General features: G+C 50.5%; 20 protein-coding genes. 12 read left to right on the top strand and 8 right to left on the bottom strand.

The genetic code is table 11. The features are described from left to right. Positions 1–240 precede the first annotated feature (240 nt). The 6 genes from PJI16_03255 (at position 241) to PJI16_03230 (ending at position 10,283) form a co-directional block, all read left to right on the top strand. On the top strand, positions 241–1,920 hold the full coding sequence (locus PJI16_03255; protein ID MDT3776575.1) for an EAL domain-containing protein: 1,680 nt from the start codon (positions 241–243) through the stop codon (positions 1,918–1,920). A 1,018-nt stretch (positions 1,921–2,938) separates the two neighbouring features. Beyond that, complete coding sequence (locus PJI16_03250) at positions 2,939–4,888, top strand: response regulator (protein ID MDT3776574.1); 1,950 nt, start codon at positions 2,939–2,941, stop codon at positions 4,886–4,888. A 501-nt stretch (positions 4,889–5,389) separates the two neighbouring features. Next, on the top strand, positions 5,390–6,775 hold the full coding sequence (locus tag PJI16_03245; GenBank protein MDT3776573.1) for a dihydrolipoyl dehydrogenase: 1,386 nt from the start codon (positions 5,390–5,392) through the stop codon (positions 6,773–6,775). Positions 6,776–7,040: 265 nt separating this feature from the next. After that, entirely contained in the window at positions 7,041–7,805 is a 765-nt protein-coding gene (locus PJI16_03240) for a TVP38/TMEM64 family protein (protein MDT3776572.1), read from the top strand. A gap of 34 nt (positions 7,806–7,839) precedes the next feature. After that, positions 7,840–9,390 (top strand): mercuric reductase, encoded by a 1,551-nt coding sequence (locus PJI16_03235; GenBank protein MDT3776571.1) that lies wholly within the window; start codon positions 7,840–7,842, stop codon positions 9,388–9,390. A 119-nt stretch (positions 9,391–9,509) separates the two neighbouring features. Beyond that, positions 9,510–10,283, top strand: a complete 774-nt coding sequence (locus tag PJI16_03230) for a DUF3047 domain-containing protein (protein MDT3776570.1) — start codon at positions 9,510–9,512, stop codon at positions 10,281–10,283. Positions 10,284–10,398: 115 nt separating this feature from the next. On the opposite strand, the gene PJI16_03225 is transcribed toward PJI16_03230, so the two are convergent. The 5 genes from PJI16_03225 to PJI16_03205 form a co-directional block, all read right to left on the bottom strand. Next, positions 10,399–10,974, bottom strand: coding sequence for a thioredoxin family protein (locus PJI16_03225; GenBank protein ID MDT3776569.1), 576 nt, complete (start codon positions 10,972–10,974; stop codon positions 10,399–10,401). Positions 10,975–11,098: 124 nt separating this feature from the next. Next, positions 11,099–11,398 carry a zf-HC2 domain-containing protein gene (locus PJI16_03220; GenBank protein MDT3776568.1) on the bottom strand — a complete coding sequence of 100 codons (300 nt, stop codon included), beginning with the start codon at positions 11,396–11,398 and terminating at the stop codon, positions 11,099–11,101. Between the two features lie 17 nt (positions 11,399–11,415). Further along, entirely contained in the window at positions 11,416–12,054 is a 639-nt protein-coding gene (locus PJI16_03215) for a sigma-70 family RNA polymerase sigma factor (protein MDT3776567.1), read from the bottom strand. Between the two features lie 282 nt (positions 12,055–12,336). Continuing rightward, the gene (locus PJI16_03210) at positions 12,337–12,978 is read right to left on the bottom strand and encodes a LuxR C-terminal-related transcriptional regulator (GenBank protein ID MDT3776566.1); all 642 of its coding nucleotides are present in this window, start codon (positions 12,976–12,978) and stop codon (positions 12,337–12,339) included. 463 nt (positions 12,979–13,441) lie between these two features. Then, entirely contained in the window at positions 13,442–15,082 is a 1,641-nt protein-coding gene (locus tag PJI16_03205; protein ID MDT3776565.1) for a hypothetical protein, read from the bottom strand. A gap of 223 nt (positions 15,083–15,305) precedes the next feature. On the opposite strand from PJI16_03205, the gene PJI16_03200 reads away from it, so the two are divergent. From PJI16_03200 to PJI16_03185, 4 genes are all read left to right on the top strand, one after another. Next, positions 15,306–15,578 carry a hypothetical protein gene (locus tag PJI16_03200; GenBank protein ID MDT3776564.1) on the top strand — a complete coding sequence of 91 codons (273 nt, stop codon included), beginning with the start codon at positions 15,306–15,308 and terminating at the stop codon, positions 15,576–15,578. Between the two features lie 102 nt (positions 15,579–15,680). Further along, entirely contained in the window at positions 15,681–16,010 is a 330-nt protein-coding gene (locus PJI16_03195) for an SMR family transporter (GenBank protein MDT3776563.1), read from the top strand. 166 nt (positions 16,011–16,176) lie between these two features. Continuing rightward, positions 16,177–16,536 (top strand): hypothetical protein, encoded by a 360-nt coding sequence (locus PJI16_03190; GenBank protein ID MDT3776562.1) that lies wholly within the window; start codon positions 16,177–16,179, stop codon positions 16,534–16,536. Between the two features lie 177 nt (positions 16,537–16,713). Continuing rightward, positions 16,714–16,980, top strand: a complete 267-nt coding sequence (locus PJI16_03185; GenBank protein MDT3776561.1) for a hypothetical protein — start codon at positions 16,714–16,716, stop codon at positions 16,978–16,980. Positions 16,981–16,994: 14 nt separating this feature from the next. On the opposite strand, the gene PJI16_03180 is transcribed toward PJI16_03185, so the two are convergent. Beyond that, positions 16,995–17,255 carry a hypothetical protein gene (locus tag PJI16_03180; GenBank protein ID MDT3776560.1) on the bottom strand — a complete coding sequence of 87 codons (261 nt, stop codon included), beginning with the start codon at positions 17,253–17,255 and terminating at the stop codon, positions 16,995–16,997. A gap of 131 nt (positions 17,256–17,386) precedes the next feature. Between PJI16_03180 and PJI16_03175 the strand changes: the two genes are divergently transcribed. Continuing rightward, positions 17,387–17,620 carry a hypothetical protein gene (locus PJI16_03175; protein MDT3776559.1) on the top strand — a complete coding sequence of 78 codons (234 nt, stop codon included), beginning with the start codon at positions 17,387–17,389 and terminating at the stop codon, positions 17,618–17,620. Between the two features lie 127 nt (positions 17,621–17,747). Here PJI16_03175 and glgA read toward each other — a convergent pair whose 3' ends face one another. Beyond that, positions 17,748–18,956, bottom strand: a complete 1,209-nt coding sequence (gene glgA, locus PJI16_03170) for a glycogen synthase (protein MDT3776558.1) — start codon at positions 18,954–18,956, stop codon at positions 17,748–17,750. A gap of 360 nt (positions 18,957–19,316) precedes the next feature. Between glgA and PJI16_03165 the strand changes: the two genes are divergently transcribed. Further along, positions 19,317–20,978: a fumarate hydratase gene (locus tag PJI16_03165; GenBank protein ID MDT3776557.1), complete on the top strand. Its 1,662-nt coding sequence runs from the start codon at positions 19,317–19,319 to the stop codon at positions 20,976–20,978. Between the two features lie 48 nt (positions 20,979–21,026). On the opposite strand, the gene PJI16_03160 is transcribed toward PJI16_03165, so the two are convergent. Further along, positions 21,027–21,524 carry a putative molybdenum carrier protein gene (locus tag PJI16_03160; GenBank protein MDT3776556.1) on the bottom strand — a complete coding sequence of 166 codons (498 nt, stop codon included), beginning with the start codon at positions 21,522–21,524 and terminating at the stop codon, positions 21,027–21,029. Between the last annotated feature and the right edge of the window lie 244 nt (positions 21,525–21,768).

Here is a 21,768-nt window from a genome sequence, read left to right as displayed (position 1 = left end):
TCTCTGAAAATCCGTCGCCTTCATTTGACCTATTAAACCAATTACCCGCTTGTTTTTATTTAAAATTTTAGCATTAAGATCCTGAAATTTATTTTGTGATCTTCTCCTCAAAAAGACAAAATCTACAAAAACTATCAAGAAAACACTGCTACATCCGACAAGATAACCTATGACCGCCTTCTCGAACCTAAATAGTTCCTGGACTTAGGAACGAGCTTAAACAGGAAGAAAGCAGCAACCATGATTTCACTTTTGTTGGTTGAAGATGACCTTAAAGAAGCGTTGGTTATTAGAAACATGCTGAAAGAAGGCCTCCAAAACCAATTTACTTTGGAGAATAGCCTTTCTCTCAGTGATGCTCTCGACCTCATTCAACAAAACAAATTCCAAGCCATTATTCTGGACTCGCATCTCCCAGACGGGAAATCATTTGAATCCATTCTGCAATTCATGCAGTTTTGCCCCGATATCCCGATTCTGATTTTGAGCGGAGTTGAGGAAGAAGCCCAGGCGATTCAAGCCGTAAAAAGTGGAGCCCAGGACTATTTAATCAAAGGCCAGACCAGCAGCTCGACTCTGTGCCGGGCCATTCGGTACGCCATGGAACGCCAGAAGGCCACACAACGCATTACCCAATTGGCTCATTACGACCACCTGACAGGGCTTGCAAACAGAGGCCTTTTTTATGAACGATTAAATTGTGCCGTGGCCCGCTGCCATCGGAACGACACGGCAATCGCTCTAATGTTTTTGGACCTGGATCATTTCAAAGATATTAACGATACCCTCGGCCATGAATACGGGGATTCGTTACTCAAAACTGTGGCCGCACGAATCAAAAAATGTATTAGAGAAATTGATACGGGTGTCCGATTGGGAGGAGATGAATTTGCAGTCCTTTTGGAACAAATCGTGTCGATTGAGGACGTGGCCGCTGTTGCACATCGCATTCTTCACCTCCTGGCCCAGCCCGTGATTATCAAGCAGCACCAACTGCGTGTGACCGGAAGCCTCGGGATCACCATCTATCCCTGGGATAGCGCCAACCCCCAGGAACTTTTATCTCATGCCGATGCCGCGATGTATCGAGCCAAAGCGCAAGGCGGCAATACCTATCAGTTTTACACCGCCGGCATGAAAACAGCTGGTCTTGATGGCTCCACACTGGAGATGGAGCTCAGTCGGGCGTTGGCAAAAGAAGAATTTCTCCTCCATTACCAACCACAAATGAATATTTGCACCAAGCAAGTCATTGGCATGGAAGCTTTGCTGCGTTGGCATCACCCCTACCAAGGACTCATTGGTCCGAATCACTTCATTCCCCAAGCCGAAGAAAATGGCATGATCATTCCTATAGGGGAATGGGTTTTACGTTCAGCCAGCAAACAAGCCAAATATTGGGAAAAGCAGGGATTTCCTGCTCCTCATGTCGCCGTAAACCTCTCAGCCAGGCAAATCCATCAGGGGCATCTCCCTGAACTCATACAAGACATCCTCAAGCATTCGCATCTGGATCCGGAAAATCTCAAACTGGAACTGACCGAGACGTTTCTGATTCATGAAACGGAAGAAACCATCCAGACCCTTCGCGAAATCAGAGCGATGGGCGTCCATCTGTACATTGATGATTTTGGAGCGGGCTATGCTTCTCTTCGATATCTGAAGTCATTTCCCGTTGATGGCATCAAACTCGATCAAAGTCTTATCCAAAATCTCCCGTACAGTACCAACGATGCCGCGATCGTTATGGCGGTCATTTCCTTGGCCAAAGCCCTAGGACTACAAGTCATCGCCGAAGGAGTAGAAAGGCAAGAACAAGCGGATTTCCTGGAAGAACATGGATGCGATGCAATGCAAGGATTTTGGATCGCCCCGCCACTCCCCGCCAATGAAAGCGCCCAGCACATGGTGCATATGTAATTAGGGGCTGCTTTAAGCTCCTACAAGTGCCACGGGTGACTGATACCGCAGTTGTGAACAGTTCCTGGAGCATTGCCCAATTCAGACATTTTCTGAAACTGGTGTTCAAACGCTACGCAATGGGATTGAGTTCGCACTGCGTACAGTTGAACAAATTCGTGCTGGATCAATACTGCCGCCGCGGGCCATGGGTATTTTCATTGGTCCCGCGTGGCCCTGAGCTATGCGGATCGGCAAAGAAGATCCGGATCGCCCACCGTTGAGCCCGGCGCCACGAAGAAAGCAAGGGGCAGTCCCATACGACAATATATTAGATCCCACGGATGAGAAGACTGACCGAATCGCTAAGGTAAGATTTAGGAGTTGGCCATACGGATTTAGCCTTCATCCATGTAGATTTTGATGCCATCCTGTGCCGTCGTAAGAGTTCAAGAGGTCTGGCTAATCGGACCACGAATGACTAACCTTTCTGCTCAGAGCCAATCCATACTTCGGGTAAAAGCCAGCCAGGACCATGCAGAAGACACCATTCGCAGCTTTCAAGAACCAGGACTCCGTCATACATGGCGAAAATGGGAATAAGTTCTGGCCCTATTTGTCCAAATAATCAGGCAGATTAATACCGAAGATCCTCCACCAGGTACGATTCTTCTCGATCTGAATATCCCCAGGTACCGACAAACGGGAAACGGGTCCAAAAGCACAGTCTGATTTGAAACTCAAAATGATTCAAACCATCGTGGAAACCTCTTACCAGACAAATGCGATAGGTAAGCCTGGAATCAGGTAGAGATCAACAGTTATATTGTGAAACCGGTTGAAACCGATTGCCACTACAAGCCATGATAAAACTATAATTATACCGGTTTACATTAGTTCTCCACCTAAGACTGGACAAAAGACACAAACTGGAAAATTTCGAGGTGATGCAGGGCCTTCCTAATGCTTGACGAATACATTTTTTCATCCCAGCTCATTCCCGGTCTTTCCACTTCCATTAATGGGATCTCCGTCAAACATGCCAATCCGTATTGAAAAACCTCACCTCACCACTCTCCGAATTTTTATCGTCGACGATAGCCCGAGGGACCGATCAACCTATACTCGTTGGATTCGGCGCACAGCCCCGTTTCGCCTCGATATTCAAGAAATGGAAACAGGAGTCCAGGCCTGGGAAGCCTGCAAGATCTCCCTCCCTCACTGTCTGCTTATGGATGACCAATTACCGGATATGACCGGATTAGAATTCCTGGCGAAAGTACGGGGTTCACAGTCGCCGTCAAAGAATCCCATCATTTTTCTCACCGGGTACGGTGACGAAAAAATTGCGGCTCACGCAATCAAACTTGGCGCACAAGAGTATTTCAACAAAAACACTCTATCGGAAAAATTCCTCTGGCATCATATGGAGCAGGCGATTGAGCAGTGTGTCACCATACCTCGCATACGCTCTCTTGAACGTCAGTCCAGCATCATCTTGCAATCATCCAGCGACGGAATCCTTGTCGTCGGACATGACGGCCTGATCCGTTTTTCCAATCCTGCAGCAGAACAGCTCTTTCAAAAGACATCCGAACAACTCACCGGATCCCCATTTGGTTTCCCGGTCTCTGCAAACCAGACCATGGAAATAGAAATCACGAGCGAACCCGGTCGACCAACTCCTGTAGAAATGCGAGTGGTCCCTATTGAGTGGGATGGAGAACCCGCCTTTTTGGCCTCTCTCAGGGATGTGACCGAACAGCGAAGGGCCGAAGACGAACGACGCCGTCATGAAATCGAACGGCAATATTCACAAAAGCTGGAAAGCCTGGGTGTACTCGCCGGAGGGATCGCGCATGATTTCAATAACCTCCTGATGACTATTGTGGCCCGCTCAGGCCTCGCACTTCGCTCCCTTCCTCCTGATGCTCCGGCTCGAGAGCACTTGGACTTCATTGAAAAAGCCGGCCTTCGCGGCGGGGAATTGGCCAATCAAATGTTAGCATTTGCCGGACAGACCCGGTTGGATTTTCAAGTTATCAATCTTCCAAATCTTCTCGAGGACATGGCCCCTTTTCTCCGGTCCACCCTTTCAAAACGACTCACGTTCGAATACGATCTGGCCCCCTCCCTTCCACCGATTCGAGCCGACCAGGCCCAATTGCGCCAAATTATAATGAATATCGTGGTAAACGCATCAGAATCTTTTGGAGAAGGGGATGGGGTCATCACCATCCGTACATTCGAATGGGAGCCGACAACAGAGAATTTTCAGAGTTGGTATGTTATCGGTGAGCTCCCGCACAGCCGGGGTGTTGCCCTAACCATTCAGGACACCGGGTGCGGAATGGCGTCCGACACAATTCCAAAAATTTTTGACCCATTCTTTTCGACCAAACTTCCTGGACGAGGGCTAGGACTCGCAGCGCTTCTCGGACTCGCCCAGGCCCATGCCGCCTCCATTGCCGTCCGAAGTCAACCAGATATCGGGACAGAATTTACGTTACTGTTTCCCGCCACCACACCCAGTCCTTCAACAAAGAAGGGGCCGGTCTTCTCAATTCCAACTCAACATGCCTCACCGACCAAAAAACCCATGGTGTTGGTGGTGGATGACGAAGAGGACGTTCGCGTAGCCTGTTCTATGATCTTTGAAGAAATGGGATTACAAACTTTAGTCGCCTCGGATGGACAAATTGGCATTCAAGTCTTCCAACAACATCAGCAGGAAATTATGGTCGTTCTCTTAGATCTCACCATGCCCAATATGGACGGTCAACAATTCCTCGAACACATTCAAGGACTTAACGCAACGATTCCGGTCATTTTATCAAGTGGATATTCCGAGGAAGAAGCGATGAAAAGATTTCACAACCCGAACATGGCTGCATTTATTCAAAAACCCTATCAAGTGGAAACACTCATCGCCAAAGTCGAAGAAATCAGGCAAAAACAGACGACATCTTCCAACAACCCTGGCCGATAGAAACATACCTCCCATCTTCCACCAGGCAATACTGCTAATAACGATAGCCTCCGTTCAGGTAGCGCTCGAGGGTCGATGACAGTCCCAGATGATTCCGATACAACGTGGAGTGAATAACCGCCGCATTCCGAAACTCCAACGCCCCTGCTCGTCGAAAGTGCCGGGTCGCCTCCTTATGTCGACCCCTCTGGTGCAACGCCAGTCCCGCATTAAAGTGGGCCTCCACAAATTGAGGAATAATCTACAAGCTGCGTCAAACGATGCAAAGACTTTCATCCATTGGCCAGCCTGTTCCCAATCAATGCGGTCAGATTCAAGTCGGTAGCCATGAATAGGGAAGCCGGAGGAATAGACCCGGGTACACAGCCACCCAACTTCAACCATCCTGCACTGGCCGCCAGCACGACTGCCTTTCTTCGTGAGATGAATTCATGCTACATACTTGCATTCGTAATTCGACCATGTTTTCTCTCTATTCATCCGGAATAACAGGCACTCCACATGATCCATTCCCATGACATCATCATAATTGGAGGAGGGTCGGCGGGCTATGCAGCAGCGCGCACTGCCCAAGCGGAAGGGGCAGACGTCGGCATCGTCGATCAGGGTCCGTTAGGCGGTCTCTGCATTTTACGGGGATGCATGCCGACCAAAGCCATTCTCCGCTCCTCCGACCTCGCGGCGCTCATCCGTCGTGCGCCGGAATTCGGTCTTACCTCGTCCAGGCTCCAGGTGAATCTGCCAGAGATTATTGATCGAAAAGATAAGTTAATTAAGGAATTTGCTGAAGATCGCATCCAAGCACTCCACCATCCGCGATTTACGCTCTATCAAGAATATGCCCACTTTGTTTCGCCAACGATCATTCAAGTCGGTCAACAGCAGCTATCGGCAAAAGCCTATATCATCGCCACTGGATCCGTGGTATCGCACCCCGACATTCCGGGATTAGAAGAAGCCGGCTATCTCACGAGTGATGAGGCACTCGAGCTTCATTCACAGCCTGAGTCCATGATTGTTCTGGGCGGCGGACCGGTCGCGTTGGAACTCGCCCAGTTTTTTTCCCGCATCGGAGTCGCAGTAACCCTGATTCAACGAAGCAACCATATTCTCTCCGACACAGACGAAGACCTCGTTCAACCAGTTGAAGCTCATCTTCGGGCTGAAGGCATGACCGTCTATACCAATACCTGCCTCCAACAGGTCAAGGCATCTGGGGAAATGAAAACGGTTCACTTTCTCCATCAAGGTCAACCCCGCCACGTCACCGCCACGTCAATCCTCCATGCTCTAGGCCGCCGCCCCAATATTGACGGTCTCAATTTGGACGCGGCTCAGATTGCCCATCAACCCAACGCCATTTTAGTGAACAAGGAAATGAGGACATCCCAGCCGCATATTTTTGCCGTTGGAGATGTCAACGGCGGCTATGAAATCGTCCATATCGCCATCGAAGAGGGCGAAATCGCAGGATGGAACGCCGTTCATGCGAATCTACCTCCCAAACATTTTTCTGACCGTCTTAAAACCCAGGTTGTCTTTACTGATCCCCAGGTGGCCAGCGTAGGATTGTCTGAACGGGAATGCCTTGACCGTCAACTCCCCTATCTTGTCGCTTCCTACCCCTTTAACGACCATGGAAAGTCTCTCTGCCTGGGTGAAACGTATGGACACGTGAAAGTGCTCTGTCATCCTCAGTCTGGTGAGATTCTCGGTGGCCATATCGTCGGGCCGGAAGCATCCGAACTCATCCATGAACTGATTGCCATCATGCATTTTCATGGGACGGTTCACGACCTTCTCCGCATACCTCATTACCATCCCACGCTTGCTGAAATTCTCACCTATCCGGCTGAGGAACTTGTCGGAAAATTACCTTTCGCGTAACTTTAGCAAGCATTTGCAAGATATCCTTCCTGTTCAAACAGCTCGTACAAGCGTCAATCCAGAATGGAACGGGCAACTCTTCCTCTGAAATTTTCCCCGTAACAAATGGCGCAACATCGTGACTACAACTCTATATCGTCAAAGACACCTCATGGCAAACAGGAATAGAGTTAACCATCTCTATAGCCTTGACACACTAGGAATTTTAGCGATGCCCGGTTTGCCATTTACCGGATTTCAAAAAAAACATGACTGGAGAATTCCCATGAAAACCCACATAATGGAGCCTCACATGTCCCATCCATCTACCACGCCAACCGACGCACCCAATTCCTTGATGGGAAGGATTCTCATCGGGTGCATTCTGCTGGCAGGGATCGGTGCCTTTTTATATTTTGATCTTGGCCAATATCTCTCTCTCGAGGCCTTAAAAGCGAACCGGGACACCTTATTAGCGTACACGGCCTCCCATTATGAAACAGCCGTTGCCGTCTTTATTCTTGTCTATATTCTCCAGACCGCCTTCTCGCTTCCCGGTGGAGCGATCTTAACGTTGACGGGGGGATTCCTCTTTGGAAGTCTGATCGGAACCCTATTCGTCAACATCGGAGCCACTGCTGGAGCGACGCTCGCCTTTTTGGCGGCCCGTTATCTGCTCCACGATTGGGTGGAGCGAAAGTTTGGCGACCGACTCGGGACCATCCAGGAAGGATTTGCCAATAATGCGTTTAGTTATCTTATGACGCTTCGACTCATTCCAGCCTTCCCATTTTTTCTCGTGAATCTGGTCTCCGGCCTCACCCGTGTCAACCTCGGCACCTATGTTCTGGCGACGTCCATCGGCATCATTCCCGGCAGCTTTGTCTTTGCTTTTGCCGGTCGCCAATTGGGCACCATTAATTCTTTGAGCGAAATTGCCAGTCCACCGGTCTTACTCGCCTTTACGCTCCTAGGCCTGTTGGCCCTTATGCCGGTGGCCTATCAGAAATGGAAAAAGCCTCAAAGCGGAGCCATCAATACTAAATCGTAAATACTTTGACCCTTTACTAAACTAGAGGCCACAGATGAACACCACACAATCACCAGCCCATACCAGTTTAGTCCTTCCCGCGGATCAATATAACCAGGAATTAGTCAACAATGTGCATCCCCCTCAATGGCGCAATCCCACACCATCCGGACGATATAACCTCGTCATCATCGGGGCCGGAACCGCCGGCTTGGTCACCGCCGCGATTGCGTCAGCTCTCGGAGCCAAAGTAGCGTTGATTGAACGACACCTGATGGGCGGAGACTGCCTGAATGTAGGGTGTGTGCCGTCCAAGGGCGTCATCCGCGCTGCCAAGGCCTGGACCGCTGTCAGAGAGGCGGAGCAATTTGGTGTACATATTTCCGGGGAGGTCAAACGGGATTTCGGTGCAGCCATGGCCCGCATGCGAAAACTGCGGGCACGGATCAGTCATGTCGACTCAGCTCATCGCTTTACGAAACTTGGCGTGGATGTATTTATCGGCAACGGCCGATTCACCAGTTCAAGCACGATCGATGTGGATGGGACAACACTACAATTTACCAAAGCAGTCATCTGCACGGGAGCCCGGGCCACAGCTCCACCGATTCCAGGCTTGGCCAACACAGCCTATCTCACCAACGAAACCATTTTTTCTCTGACGGAACTTCCTCCGAGACTCGGGGTCATCGGTGCGGGTCCCATTGGCTGCGAACTGGCCCAATCATTTGCCCGATTCGGCAGTCAGGTGTTTTTGGTGGAAGCGATGCACGGCATTCTTCCAAATGAAGACCGCGACGCTGCCGAGATTGTGGAACAATCGATTGTGCGGGACGGCGTGCAACTGCTTTGTTGCGGGAAGGACTTGAATATTCAGTCAGCCAAAGGCGCCAAGCACCTCGTGGTTGACTCGCATGGCACCCATTACGATATCCCGGTTGATGAGATTCTGGTGGGCGTCGGCCGCAGTCCGAACATTGAGGGATTGGAACTAGAGGCCGTTGGGGTCGAATTCGACAAAACTGGAGTCAAGGTCAACCCTCGGCTTCAAACCAGCAATCCCAAAATATTTGCGGCAGGAGATATCTGCTCTCCGTTTAAATTCACGCATACGGCTGATGCCCAAGCGCAGATCGTCATTCAGAACGCGCTATTTCCCCATCCGTTCGGCCTTGGTTACGGGAGCACGGACCAACTGGTAATTCCCTGGGCGACCTATACCCAGCCGGAAATTGCCCATGTTGGCCTATATGAAAAGGATGCGAAGGACAAAAACATTTCGATCGACACCTTCACCTTTCCTCTCAATGAAGTCGATCGGGCTATTCTAGATGGGGAAGAGGAAGGCTTCGCCAGAGTTCACGTCAAAAAAGGAACGGATAAAATAGTCGGAGCCACCATCGTAGCCTCCCATGCGGGTGATATGATTAGTGAATACACCCTGGCCATGAAGGGAGGCCTGGGACTTAACACCATCGCCAGCACCATTCACCCCTACCCGACTCAAGCAGAAGTCGTAAAAAAGTCCGCGAATGCCTGGCGAAAAACCACGCTGACGGAAGGAAAAAAACAGTTACTCCGCAAACTCTTTGCATGGTCCAGGTAAGATCGAATTCCATCAGGAATCCCTCACTCCGCTCATGGCGGCCTTTTGACAGGCTCATGGCGAACCGAGTCAGTCAACGAATTTTTAGAACACCTCTCAGGCTCATTCCGAGACTAGGCATGACACTCACCACATTCCGACGCGGCTTCTTCTACCTTCTCACGCTGGCCTTAGGCCTTATAAGTCTGATCCACTCGACCTCGGTCATCGCAGAAGGCCTGAACCAACTGGTCGTCGGCAACTTCTCGCTCGCCACTCCAGGAGGACCATTGCCTCAAGGGTGGAAACCGCTGACCTTTGACAACATCCCCGAACATACCCAATATGACCTGGTCAAAGATGAGCAGCAGGTGGTGGTCAAGGCCATCAGTCGCCAATCCTCCTCCGGCCTGACACGGGAAATCTCGATCAATCCAAAGGAATATCCGGTGATTGAGTGGCGATGGAAAGTCGAGAATATTCTTCAGAATGGTGATGTTGCCCAAAAATCAGGAGATGACTATCCGGCACGGCTCTACATCACCTTCCAATATGACAGCAGTCAGGTCGGGTTTTTTGAAAAGGCGAAATTTGAAACCATCAAATTGCTTTATGGCCAATATCCCCCGATTGGAGCCATCAATTATATTTGGGAAAGCAAAAGTCCAATCGGCACAATGGTTCCCAATCCCTATACAGATCGGGTGTATATGTTCGTCACGGAAAGTGGAAGTGCCAACTTAAATCAATGGGTAACTCAGGAACGCAATATCTATGAAGATTACAAGAAAGCATTCGGAGAAGATCCGCCAAATATCTCAGGAGTCGCCATCATGACCGACACCGACAATACCAGGGAATCCGCCATCGCCTATTTTGGAGATATTGTGTTTAAAAAATCCGTGAAGGAATAAGAGAAAAATATGAAAAATGATAGGTCAGGAGAGAAAATTCTTGAATCAACCCAAATCAGGAAATCCTTGCACGGTGCTTCTCACGCATCGACGTTCTCTACCCAGCCATTGTTTGTCAATAATCCGGCTCATTCCCGGCCTTCCATTTTATGTTGCAACCCGCGCTAGGTTTTTGTACTCCGGAAACCGGTTTCTTATCCAGAACCGCCTCTAAAGCTGTTCGCAGATCCCGCCCGGTCACAGGCTTTCCATTTCCCGGTCGACTATCATCCAATTGCCCCCGATACACCAATTTTCGTTCTTCATTAAATACAAAGAAATCGGGAGTGCAAGCGGCCGTCAACGCCTTCGCCACCTCCTGAGATTCGTCATAACAATAGGGAAAGCGAAAATCCAATTCCTCCGCCATCTTCTTCAGGTTTGCGGGGGAATCCTGGGGATAATTTTTCACGTCATTACTACTGATCGCCACGATGCCAACATTTTTCTTTTGAAAATCCCGACCGAGTTGGGCCAATTCCTCCTGCACATGAACCACATAGGGACAATGACGACAAATACACATCACTAGAATTGCGCGTTTCCCGGCAAAATTTTCAGGGGACACCAGATGACCGGTCCGGACATCCGGCAGTTCAAAGTGAGGCAAGGGCGTCCCCAGCGGGAGCATCGTTGAATCTTTCAAGGCCATAATTGTCTCCTTTAATGAAAACAGGACGATTAACACACGAAGGGTTGTGACACTCCATAAGCCTTATCCACCACATTGGATCGAAAGGGAGAAGGAGAAATCGCACAGACCAGCATTCGGCAGATTATTCGTTTTCAAATTTCACGGAAGATTGGAGTTGATGCTGTTTCCAATTCCGAAACCGTTCAAGCAGTTCCTCTTTTACATGTTGGGGGACGGGCTCAGGAGGCAATTGTCGTAAGGTCGCAATGGTATGTTTCATCTGACGTAAATAATTACGGCAGGCAAAACACAAGCCCAAATGGATTTGAAATCGCACTCGCTCGCCAAGATTCAGGGACCCATCCAGGTAATCCGTGATAAGTTGCGCGATTTCCTGGCAGGAAAAATTTCCCGCCATATATCGCATAAGTTTCTGTTTCAAATTCGTATCCATTGTCGTTACGTGTTATCCCCCTGAACATAGGGATGGAGCTCTCGGCGCACTTTAGTGCGCGCCCGGTGTAACAGCACCCGTTGATTGGTCTCACTGATCCCAAGGATGTTACAGATTTCTTCCGAACTGACACCTTCGATATCGCGCAGGGTCATCACCTGCCGCTGCGTAGCCGGCAAACTTTCAATCGCGGTTTCAATGGCTGCTCGACATTCCTTCGAGAGCAACGCCCGTTCTGGGGTATCCGGTTCCCACGCGTTAGGGGGATCTTTCCAGTGACCCGTTCGGGAACCCTCCGTGATAAACAAGGAATCCTCTAAGGAAAGACCTTCGTCTATCTCTCCCGAAGACGCACTTAATCCGAACGGCTCATAGCGACTTTCCCGTATCCCTCGCGTTTTCGCCCGGTTCGTCAAAATCCGGAAGAGCCAGGTCTTAAAAGACGATCGACCTTCAAACCGATGGATGCCTTCAAACACCCCCATCCAGGTTTCCTGAACGACCTCTTCGGCCACGGCCCGACTCGGCACAAAGGACAAGGCCAACCGCAACAACGAACCGGAATACCAATCCATCACGGCCGCGAATACCTGTTCATCTCCAGCTTGAAGAGCCCGAACGAGGCCTGGCTCATCAAGCTTCAACGTATCGTGCAGAGTGTGGGGAGAGGGAGAAATTGGCAACCTCTGAGAGGATCAAGAGACATCAAACACGAACCATGAGATTATCCTCAGCTTGAGAGTGACAATCAAGGGTTTCCTGAGAAGAACCCTCGGATAGGAAACCGGTCATTCTAAACAGGCACAAGAAACTAGTAGGAAAACATAGCCAGGCACTGCAGATTGACAGTCAAACGGGGCCATGGAACATTGTAGGATCGAAGGGAAAAAAGGGAGAAGGGGCAGTCGGGCGGGCGCCTGGAGGCGTTAGGTATCCTGGAAGATTTGGGCAAGAATGCCGGTGCGAGTGGTTGTTTTCGTTTTTTTCAGAAGATGGCGAACGTGTTCTTTCACGGTATGTTCGCTTATCTCCAGATGTCGAGCAATCTCTTTATTGGTCCACCCCTCACTGATATATTTCACAATTTCTACTTCCCGACTCGTCAAACGATACTGCTCTTTGGCCTGATTAGGCACCACTCGACGTTCACGTCCGATTTTCTCCATGATGATGAGCATACAGGCTTCATCTTTTTCTGTATGGGCTGCTAATGGAAAACCACGCAGCAATACAGGCGATTTCCCATCACCCGTCACTCGTCGTAACTCGTGCTGGCCTTCGGCCATCTGGTTCTCGGGACTGTCTAATAATGTCCGAAGGGACCCACATAACTCCAGGACCTCGGGGGGCCACACACCTCGCGCCTCGGCATCATACGCGTCTCCCATGATCTGGCGATTTAACGCCTCTGCCTCGGGGTTCATAAACAACACGTCTCCGGATCCTGAGAAGAGCAACACTCCGGGAATTGCTCGTCTGTCGGCAATCTCCTGGAGCCGGGACAGACCACCTCCGTCGGTGGACTTTGGAACAGTCGTGCAAGGAATTCCGATAGATCGTCGACTCAAGGTGTACTCCGTGGATCAGGTTATGCAGCGATGAACAATCTCCTCACAGCCATCTGGAAAGGGGCAACAACTCACGGTGCAAATGCACCCCTACCGCTACCTATGATCTTATTGAACTGTTGTCGGATTGTGGCAGGAGAAACTTAAATAAACAGAGGAGGACGATGAAGAAAATCTCCAGGATGCTGAAGAGGAGTGTGGCGATGGGAGACTGAAGCCATTCTTGCTTCGGCCCCGGACAGCAAGCAGGACAAAACGAGTCTCCCAGAAGAGTATTGTTTTTCGAGCCGGTATACGGTTTAGAAAAACACGCGCCGGTGAACACGCCAAGCGTACTGGACCTATCCGATTCTGCAAAACCAAAATCAGGAGATGGGACACAGACTGAAAACACCAATGACTGATGCCCGGAAAATGACACACGGTCCAATCAATTCCAGCATTGCTCCAAAAACGAGGGAGCTTAAAACCTGGCAGCCGTCAAGGTCACATCCGCATCGCTCCATATCTGGCGAAACGACTGAAGGGCACTTTCAGCCCCATCGGTTTTTCCCTGGGCGCGTAAACTCTGTTCCAACCCGAAAAGCACCCATCCGTTTTGAGGATGATCCTGGAGATCTTCTCGAAAAGTGCGCTCTGCTTCGACCGGGTTTCCAGCCTCCAGAAGCACCGCACCCAACACCTGGCGTGACGAAAGATACCAATCCTTCGGTTCCGTATAATTCAATCCATCTTCAAGTGTAACCGCGCGCTGCAACTGACGAACTGCGGTCTCATATTCTCCATGACCGGCCGCCATTTCTCCTGCCAGAACAGCCTCCGCAATGGCCAGAATATCGACGATATTATTCAGATCAAGAATGGTCAGCTTGGCCACCGCAGGGTCACGGGCAATCTCCGCGAGCTTCATAGATTCCTGTTGGGCAGCTTCCAATTTTCCTTGACGCACAAATGCTAATCCACGGGCATAATGCCAGATAGCCGTGGGATACCGTAAATCCACCGGAGGCTTGGGCTCCGCGAGAATGTTTGTCCATTGCCCGAATGCGATTTGGGTATAGAGAGGAATCGTCCAAAAATGTTGCATGGTGCCCGCGATGCCGGGAGCGCGCATCATCTCAGACTTGACGGACGCCGCGGTATCCAACGCCGCCTGCATCGCCAACTTCTGTTGCCCGAGCTTTATCGCCGCCGCCCAGAGGAAATGTGAATTGTGGGGAACATAGGCCGCCGTATATAGACTTTCCTCATGAGCATGGTTCAAATAGTACTCATCAACTTTAACCGCATGTTGATTGGCCAACACGGCATCCCGATACCGCCCGACACGAATATAGATGTGCGCGGGCATATGCACCAGATGTCCTGAGCCGGGGACAAGGGCGGGTAATCGTTCGGCACTGGGTAAAGCCTTTTCGGGATGCGGCGAGGCTTCCATGATATGAATGTAGAGATGATTGGCCAAAGGATGACTAGCCGATTGGTCTAATACGGTCTCCAACCTCGACACAATTTCCGGTGTCCAGGGTTGAGGTTCTCCTCCCCTGGTCCAAAAATCCCAGGGATGCAGATCCATCAGTGCTTCAGCTAACAAAGCGCCAATGGCCGGGTCATCGTGAAACTGCTGAGCAACCACCCGCATGGCCTCGGCATAGGCCAGGTCAAGGGGCGATCTATCGGCCATCACCTCTTTGGAGTAGCGCATAGCCAATGCCTGAATGAGCGCGCCTTCTTTTTCGGTGGCCTGGTCTTTCAGCGTTAAGGCCTTCTCCACCGCCGCAAAGGCCTGAGGAACAACCGAAGGATCCATCGGGGCATTGATATTCGGACCGAGCACCAATGCCTCACCCCAATAGCACATGGCGCAGTTCGGATCTCGCCTCTGTGATTCCCTGAAGGACCGGGCTGCTTCGGCATGATTAAAGCCAAATGACAGGATGAGTCCTTGATCGAAATATCGCTGCGCCATCGCTCCATTGGAGGAGATCGGAAAATGATGCTTCCCTAAGCCCTCCTGAAGCAGAACCGGCTCTGCCAGGGCCGGACCATATAAGGCCGCAATCCCCAGAATCATTGCCACCATAACCCGAATATGCGTGTTCATTGCCTTCCTCCTCTTTTCACCATTCTAGACCCACATTTCTCACCATCGCCTTTCTTAACGCAATCTCCTTTTTGGTGCAACCCAGTTTCCTGAACATTCTTTGGCCATTCATACGTCTCTCAAAATACCATCCTGATTGCTCCTCATATAGTCATCCCGTCACTTTTCCGGTAGGCTATCTCCCGTAGAGACCCGGCCAACACTTTCCCCTGGAGAACCAGACATGTTTAGAACGGACATCAGCATGGATTTTGTCATTCAGTACGGATTACAAGTCGCGGCCAACCCACGCATATTACAAGATCCGGAACCGGTTATTGGCATTGCCCTTTTGGGAGATTCGTCAATTAACATATCCGTCAAACCATGGGTAACCATCCCGGATTATGTGCCGGCCCAAGCTGGGCTGTATCAGACCATTGTGGAAGAGTTCCGAACTGCAGGTATTCAAATTCCCTTCCCACAGCGGGAGGTCCTGATGCTCAAAGCAGAATAGGCCGCTAGGCAACTAATCCCTTGAAATATGCACCTTCAAAAAATCTGATGGCGTAAAAGACCGGCACCTCGCGAGAGGGGGAGTCCAGAAAGGATTGTCTCGATGACCTACGTGTATTTGTTCCTGGCAATTGTGGCGGAAGTGATTGCAACCAGTTCACTCAAAGCAGCCGAGGGCTTTACCAAATTAGGCCCAAGCCTGTTTGTCGTCATTGGATATGTCGCGGCATTTTTTCTCTTAAGTCTTGTGTTGCGAACCATGACGGTCGGCATCGCCTATGCCATCTGGTCAGGAGTCGGCATCATTCTTCTGGCGATCGTAGGTGCAATCGCCTTTCGAGAAATTCCTGATACGCCAGCAATCATTGGAATGGGATTGATCATCGCCGGAGTAATCGTCATTCATGTGTTTTCACAAACCGTCCGGCTGTAACCTTAGCCCATCTCTTTCTTTAATCTTCAATCCAATGCCTCCATCGAAAGACCCACAACATGACGACGGCCATAATGAGTGTGATGCCCATCACGAGCAGATACCCCCACCCCCATTCCAATTCCAGCATCACTTTTTTCCGGATGGGACATCCAGCATACAAAAAGTGATCGCTTCAAGTATCTCCGATGCACACATTCACATATCGTCTGGAGATCAGGCCTTATTCGTGAGACAAGGCCTGTTCACCCGATTGGGAGGATTTCCCACGCAAACCGTTCTGGAGGATGTCAGGTTTGGACAGACCCTCCTGACACAGACGACTCCCCGACTTTTGCCTTTGACGGTCATCACCGATTCCCGAAAATTTGTCAAAATGGGAGTATGGCGAAGTTTTATTCGCGTCCTCATGATTATCCTGTATGTAGAATTTGGGCTACCCACTTTTCTCCTGCTTTTTTCCGTGATATCCGCTGAACCCCGCCCGCTTGTCTCATTCTGTTGGATCGCTAGAACTTTAGGGTAAGCACGAAGAGTCTTCTACGAGCAGAAACTAACGCTCAAGAATTGCCCACAATAAACATATTCTCTACTGAACGGCATACTTCTCTGACAGTAGCCTGGTCGGGTTCCTGAAGAAATTCTCCTAAAAACCTCAAGAATTCAGGTAGCCTCCACCGATATATTTTCCATAAGAGATTGCATGATGAGCCATCACCACGAACCCATGCCTCATACGGAAGATTTACCAAACTTCCTTCGTGAATTCGATGACAGCGATTTGCAGCGCTACACCTGTTTCTCCAGCGAATTCCGCGATCAACGGATGGAAGCGGGCTCAATGGCGGAGGCTGGATTTTGGAATACCATCGTGAACCTGTGCATTGATGAGCGGATGCGGCGGGACCAGGATATCAGACGATTAGAATACATGTATCGAACCGGCGTAGATCCTGAACATCACTCCTGACCAGTTCAAGCACGTCACTTTCCCTCTTCCGGATTCTCTGTCTTCCAGGCCTCTATTCGCTGCCGGGCTTTTTCAGCAAATTCACTCTCAGGATGTTGATGAATAATCTGTTCGTACAATTCCTGAGCATGGGATCGATTATGTTGTTGCTCCTCAAACTGAGCCGTTTCAAATAATTGGCGAGGATCTTCGCCGCAACCCCAAATCACGAAACAGAAGACACCAAGCCCGATCCACCGATAACAGACTTGAACGCTGGATAACTTGTTTATCATCGAGAATTTCTCCTCCATAGATGATGGCTCACACTAAGGAACCCGCAATAAACCGCCGATACACATCCTCATGCTCGCTGTGACCAACATTCATCATTTACATCTCCAACTTCAGGAAGGCCAGTTGACTTATGCATGCTGAAGACGAACTGCTTGAATCGCTCAGAAGTTTTAACGATTGCGAAATTCGAGTGTATACCCGTTTTGCGACGGAATGGAGAGACCAACGGTTAACCGACGGGTCAGAGGCTGAAGTCTCGTTTTGGAATTCCATGATCTCCATGCTGGTGGAAGAACGTCACCGCCGCAAAGAAGAAGTCCAGCGCCTTGAGGCCATGTTTCAAACCGGCCGCGATCCCGGGTAAGAGACCGGGACGCGCACCCCCTCCAACCTTCACCAGGAATGCCCGGAGTCCAGGGGTTCCTTAGCTTTCAACACGATAAGCCCCTCTTCATATTCCCTTCCACATTGGTACCTCACAGCCCCATGCCCTAGCTGCCCTCAAGAACGGTTTCGTAGAGCGCCTTTGTGCGTTTAGCAATTTTGTCCCAGCCAAAGAGTTCTTCCGCCCGTCGTCTTCCCGCTTGCCCCATGGGCACCCGTAATTCAGGATCTCGCATCAGTTGATTCAACCGGTCGGCCAAATCCTGTGCAAACCGGTCAGGATCTTTCGGGCTAAAGGGAGCTTCTTCAAATTGATCAACCGGCACTAAAAATCCGGTCTTATCCTCCACAACGACTTCAGGAATGCCCCCCACGGCAGAAGCCACTACCGGCACTTCGCAGGCCATCGCCTCTAAATTGATGATCCCGAATGGTTCATAAATAGAAGGACAACAAAAAACCCCGGCATGAGAATACAACTCGATGAGACTCGGTTTATCGAGAATATCCGGAATCCAATAAATATGCTTTCGATGGGCCGAAATCTGATCGAGGGCCTCCTTCATTTCCGCCGCCATGGCCGGTGTATCAGGAGAGCTGGCGCATAGCACCACCGGAAACTCCTCATCTAAATAGGAAAGAGCTTGAATCAAATAGGTGATCCCCTTCTGCCGTGTCATCCTTCCCACAAATAAGACATAGGGTTGTCCGGTGGGGATCCCATATCGGATTAACACCTCCTCACTTTGGACCTTCCGAAATTCTTGCAGATCGATCCCGTTATGAATAATATGTATCCGCTCTTCGGGAACTTGAAACAATCTGAGAATGTCCTTCTTTGTTCCCTCGGAGACGGCAATAATGGCATCAGCCATCTCCAGGGCCGTTTTCTCAACCCACAGAGAAAAATCATACCCGCCGGCTAATTGCTCCCGTTTCCATGGCCGGAGAGGCTCCAATGAATGCGTGGTGATAACGAGCGGAATGCCGTAATTGAGCTTGGCCATAATCCCGCCAAAATGGGTATACCAGGTATGGCAATGCACCAGGTCAGCGCCCATCCCATCGGCATTCATTTGCCAACAGCGCTGCACCGCGCCAATGACCGAATGCAGAGGCTTGGGAGCCGCAAACGGAGTCTCTCCCAGAGGGATGCCATGCACAGTCAGATTGCCCTGTTCCAGGTTCTGGTCGCCAAAACAGCGGACTTCGACGGACAGAAGATGTGATAATTCACGACTCAAATACTCCACGTGAGCCCCGGCGCCACCATAGGTGTAAGGGGGAAATTCATTGGTGAACATCAGGGCTTTCATGGGCAATCACACTCCATTATGATCATGAAGACTTCCAGCAGCCTGCTACATTAAAAGAAAATCCATAGGAAGTCACCTTCCTCTCCGAAAAAAGGCCGGGAGAATAATCGAGAGACCAGGTCCAAACAACGCACGACAGGCGGACTAACGACTTCCACACTGACATGTCCCATTCAAAATGGCGTGGGTGCATTCTAATCTACGGCCGAAAAAAACTCGAGACTCCCTTGAAGTTTCAATAAAAGAAGACGCACAATTGACGATCCGGCGAGAACCATATTGCCAAGCCCACGGACCTGCAATTACCGTGGGGCACACAAAGGATATTTAAAGTTATAGACGAAGAAGGGAATGACAGACATGGGAGAATTTCAGTACCAGGAGATATTTGAACATCAAGCGGATACGACCAGCTATCGAAAGCTCACGTCGGACTATGTGTCCACCACGAACTGTGAAGGTCAGGAACTCGTCAAGGTCCAACCCGAGGCCCTCACCCTCCTGGCTCGCGAGGCCATGGATGACATCGCCCATTTGTTGCGACCAAGCCATCTGGCACAATTGGCCAAAATATTGGAAGACCCCGAGGCCTCGGAAAATGACCGGTTTGTCGCGATAGAACTCCTCAAAAATGCCAACATCGCCTCTGCCCGCGTGCTACCCGGCTGCCAGGACACCGGAACGGCCATCGCCATGGGCTATAAAGGGCAACAGGTCTTCACCACCGGCGATGATGCCGAAGCCCTCTCCCGCGGGATTTTCGAAGCCTACGATACGCGCAACCTGCGGTATTCCCAAATGGCCCCACTCGATATGTACACGGAAAAAAATACCGGCACGAATCTTCCAGCACAAATCGACCTCTACGCCAAGCCGGGATCGGAGTATCATTTTTTATTCATTGCCAAAGGGGGAGGTTCCGCGAATAAAACCTTTCTCTATCAAGAAACCAAAGCCCTCTTAAATCCCAAATCTCTGCTCGCGTTCGTGGCGGAAAAAATTCGAACGCTCGGCACCTCGGCCTGTCCGCCGTATCATCTGGCCTTTGTCGTGGGCGGCCTCTCTGCGGAATTCACATTGAAAACGGTAAAACTGGCCAGTTGCCATTACCTGGATGATCTGCCCACCTCAGGCAACAACCAGGGCCGTGCCTTTCGAGATCTGGATCTGGAAAGACAAATTCTTCAACTCTGCGCCGAGACCGGCATCGGTGCGCAATTCGGGGGAAAGTACTTCGCTCACGACGTGCGAGTCATCCGCTTGCCACGCCACGGAGCCTCCTGCCCCGTCGGCTTGGGCGTCTCCTGTTCAGCCGATCGACAAATCCTTGGAAAAATCACCAAGGAAGGCATCTTCCTGGAACAGCTCGAAACCAATCCTGCGAAATATTTACCCGATGTGACAGACGAAGATTTGAATGGCCATGTCATAAAAATCAACTTAAACCAGCCGATGGCAGACATTCTGACAGAACTTCGCAAGCATCCCGTTGCGACACGTCTCTCCCTCACCGGCCCCATCGTTGTGGCGCGGGATATTGCGCATGCCCGAATTAAAGAACAGCTGGATAACGGAAAAGGCTTGCCACAATACCTGAAAGATCATGTGGTCTATTACGCCGGACCTGCTAAAAAGCCCCAAGGCCATGCATCGGGATCGTTCGGCCCCACCACCGCCGGACGGATGGATTCCTACGTCGACCAGTTTCAAGAAGCAGGCGGCAGCATGGTGATGCTGGCAAAAGGCAATCGCTCCAAACAAGTGCGGGAGGCCTGTGGAAAGCATGGCGGGTTTTACTTGGGATCCATCGGAGGCCCGGCCGCGCGGTTGGCCGAACATAGTATCAAAAAAGTGGAAGTCCTGGAATTCGAAGATCTCGGTATGGAAGCCGTGTGGAAAATCGAAGTGGAAGATTTCCCGGCCTTCATCGTCATCAATCACGAAGGCAAGGATTTTTACGCCGACCTCACCGGCCAGCGATCCTCCGGTCTCATCCAGGTTGGTAATTCAGCTGAAGGGTAAAATGATGCGCGCAGGTGAGATTTTATCTCCAGAGCTATAACTCCAGGATTATAATTCGGGCCCAATGTTCATCCTGCTTTTCAGCGCAGAAAAGACACATTTCAACACAACTGTAGTGAAATTATAAATTTCACGATCTTCGCTGGCTCTAGACCCGGCCACATTAAGGATGACCGGATGCCAATCTTGCAACCACTGGCATACCCGAGGCGCGATCTGTTCCACCGATTCTCGAAGGAGATCGACATGAAGAACAGGCTTGCCCAGACGCATGGCGGCTTCAACCGTGAATGCCGACCCTCCGGCCGGTGCCCCACGGGTGATGAGCAACGTAGCATCTGAGTCCCGCACATTATACTCGGTCCGGATGCTCGGATCGTCGAATTCTGTCTCGACGAGGTTCTGGTAACGTGCGGGAATGACGCCGTCTTCTGCCATCCGCCCATTCGGAACCCACCCGCCACACTCAATTCCTAAATGAAGCGCGAAATCAAGGGCTGCACGGTCAGCACCCGTTTGGCCGCCGGAGACAATTCGATGAACCATAACAATGGAATTTTTCAGCCGGTTAGAGTCCTCGACCGAACAGGGTAGACAAACCCTGGCGATTCGAAGAGAAAATTCTGTAGAACGGAATCAATAGACACATTTCGCTATATATCCTTTTTTGGGGACATCCCCCGTTTCAAGCCATCCAGCGCTGGAGTCGTCGATGGTCCCCTCAATATCATTCGTCGCCATGGCCAGATGTAGGTTCTTCATGGGGAGCATGGAGTTGTCTGTTTCTGAG

It is taken from the genome of Nitrospira sp. MA-1 (assembly GCA_032139905.1).
Classification (GTDB): Bacteria; Nitrospirota; Nitrospiria; order Nitrospirales; family UBA8639; genus Nitrospira_E.
This window is presented reverse-complemented; position numbering and strand designations above follow the sequence as displayed.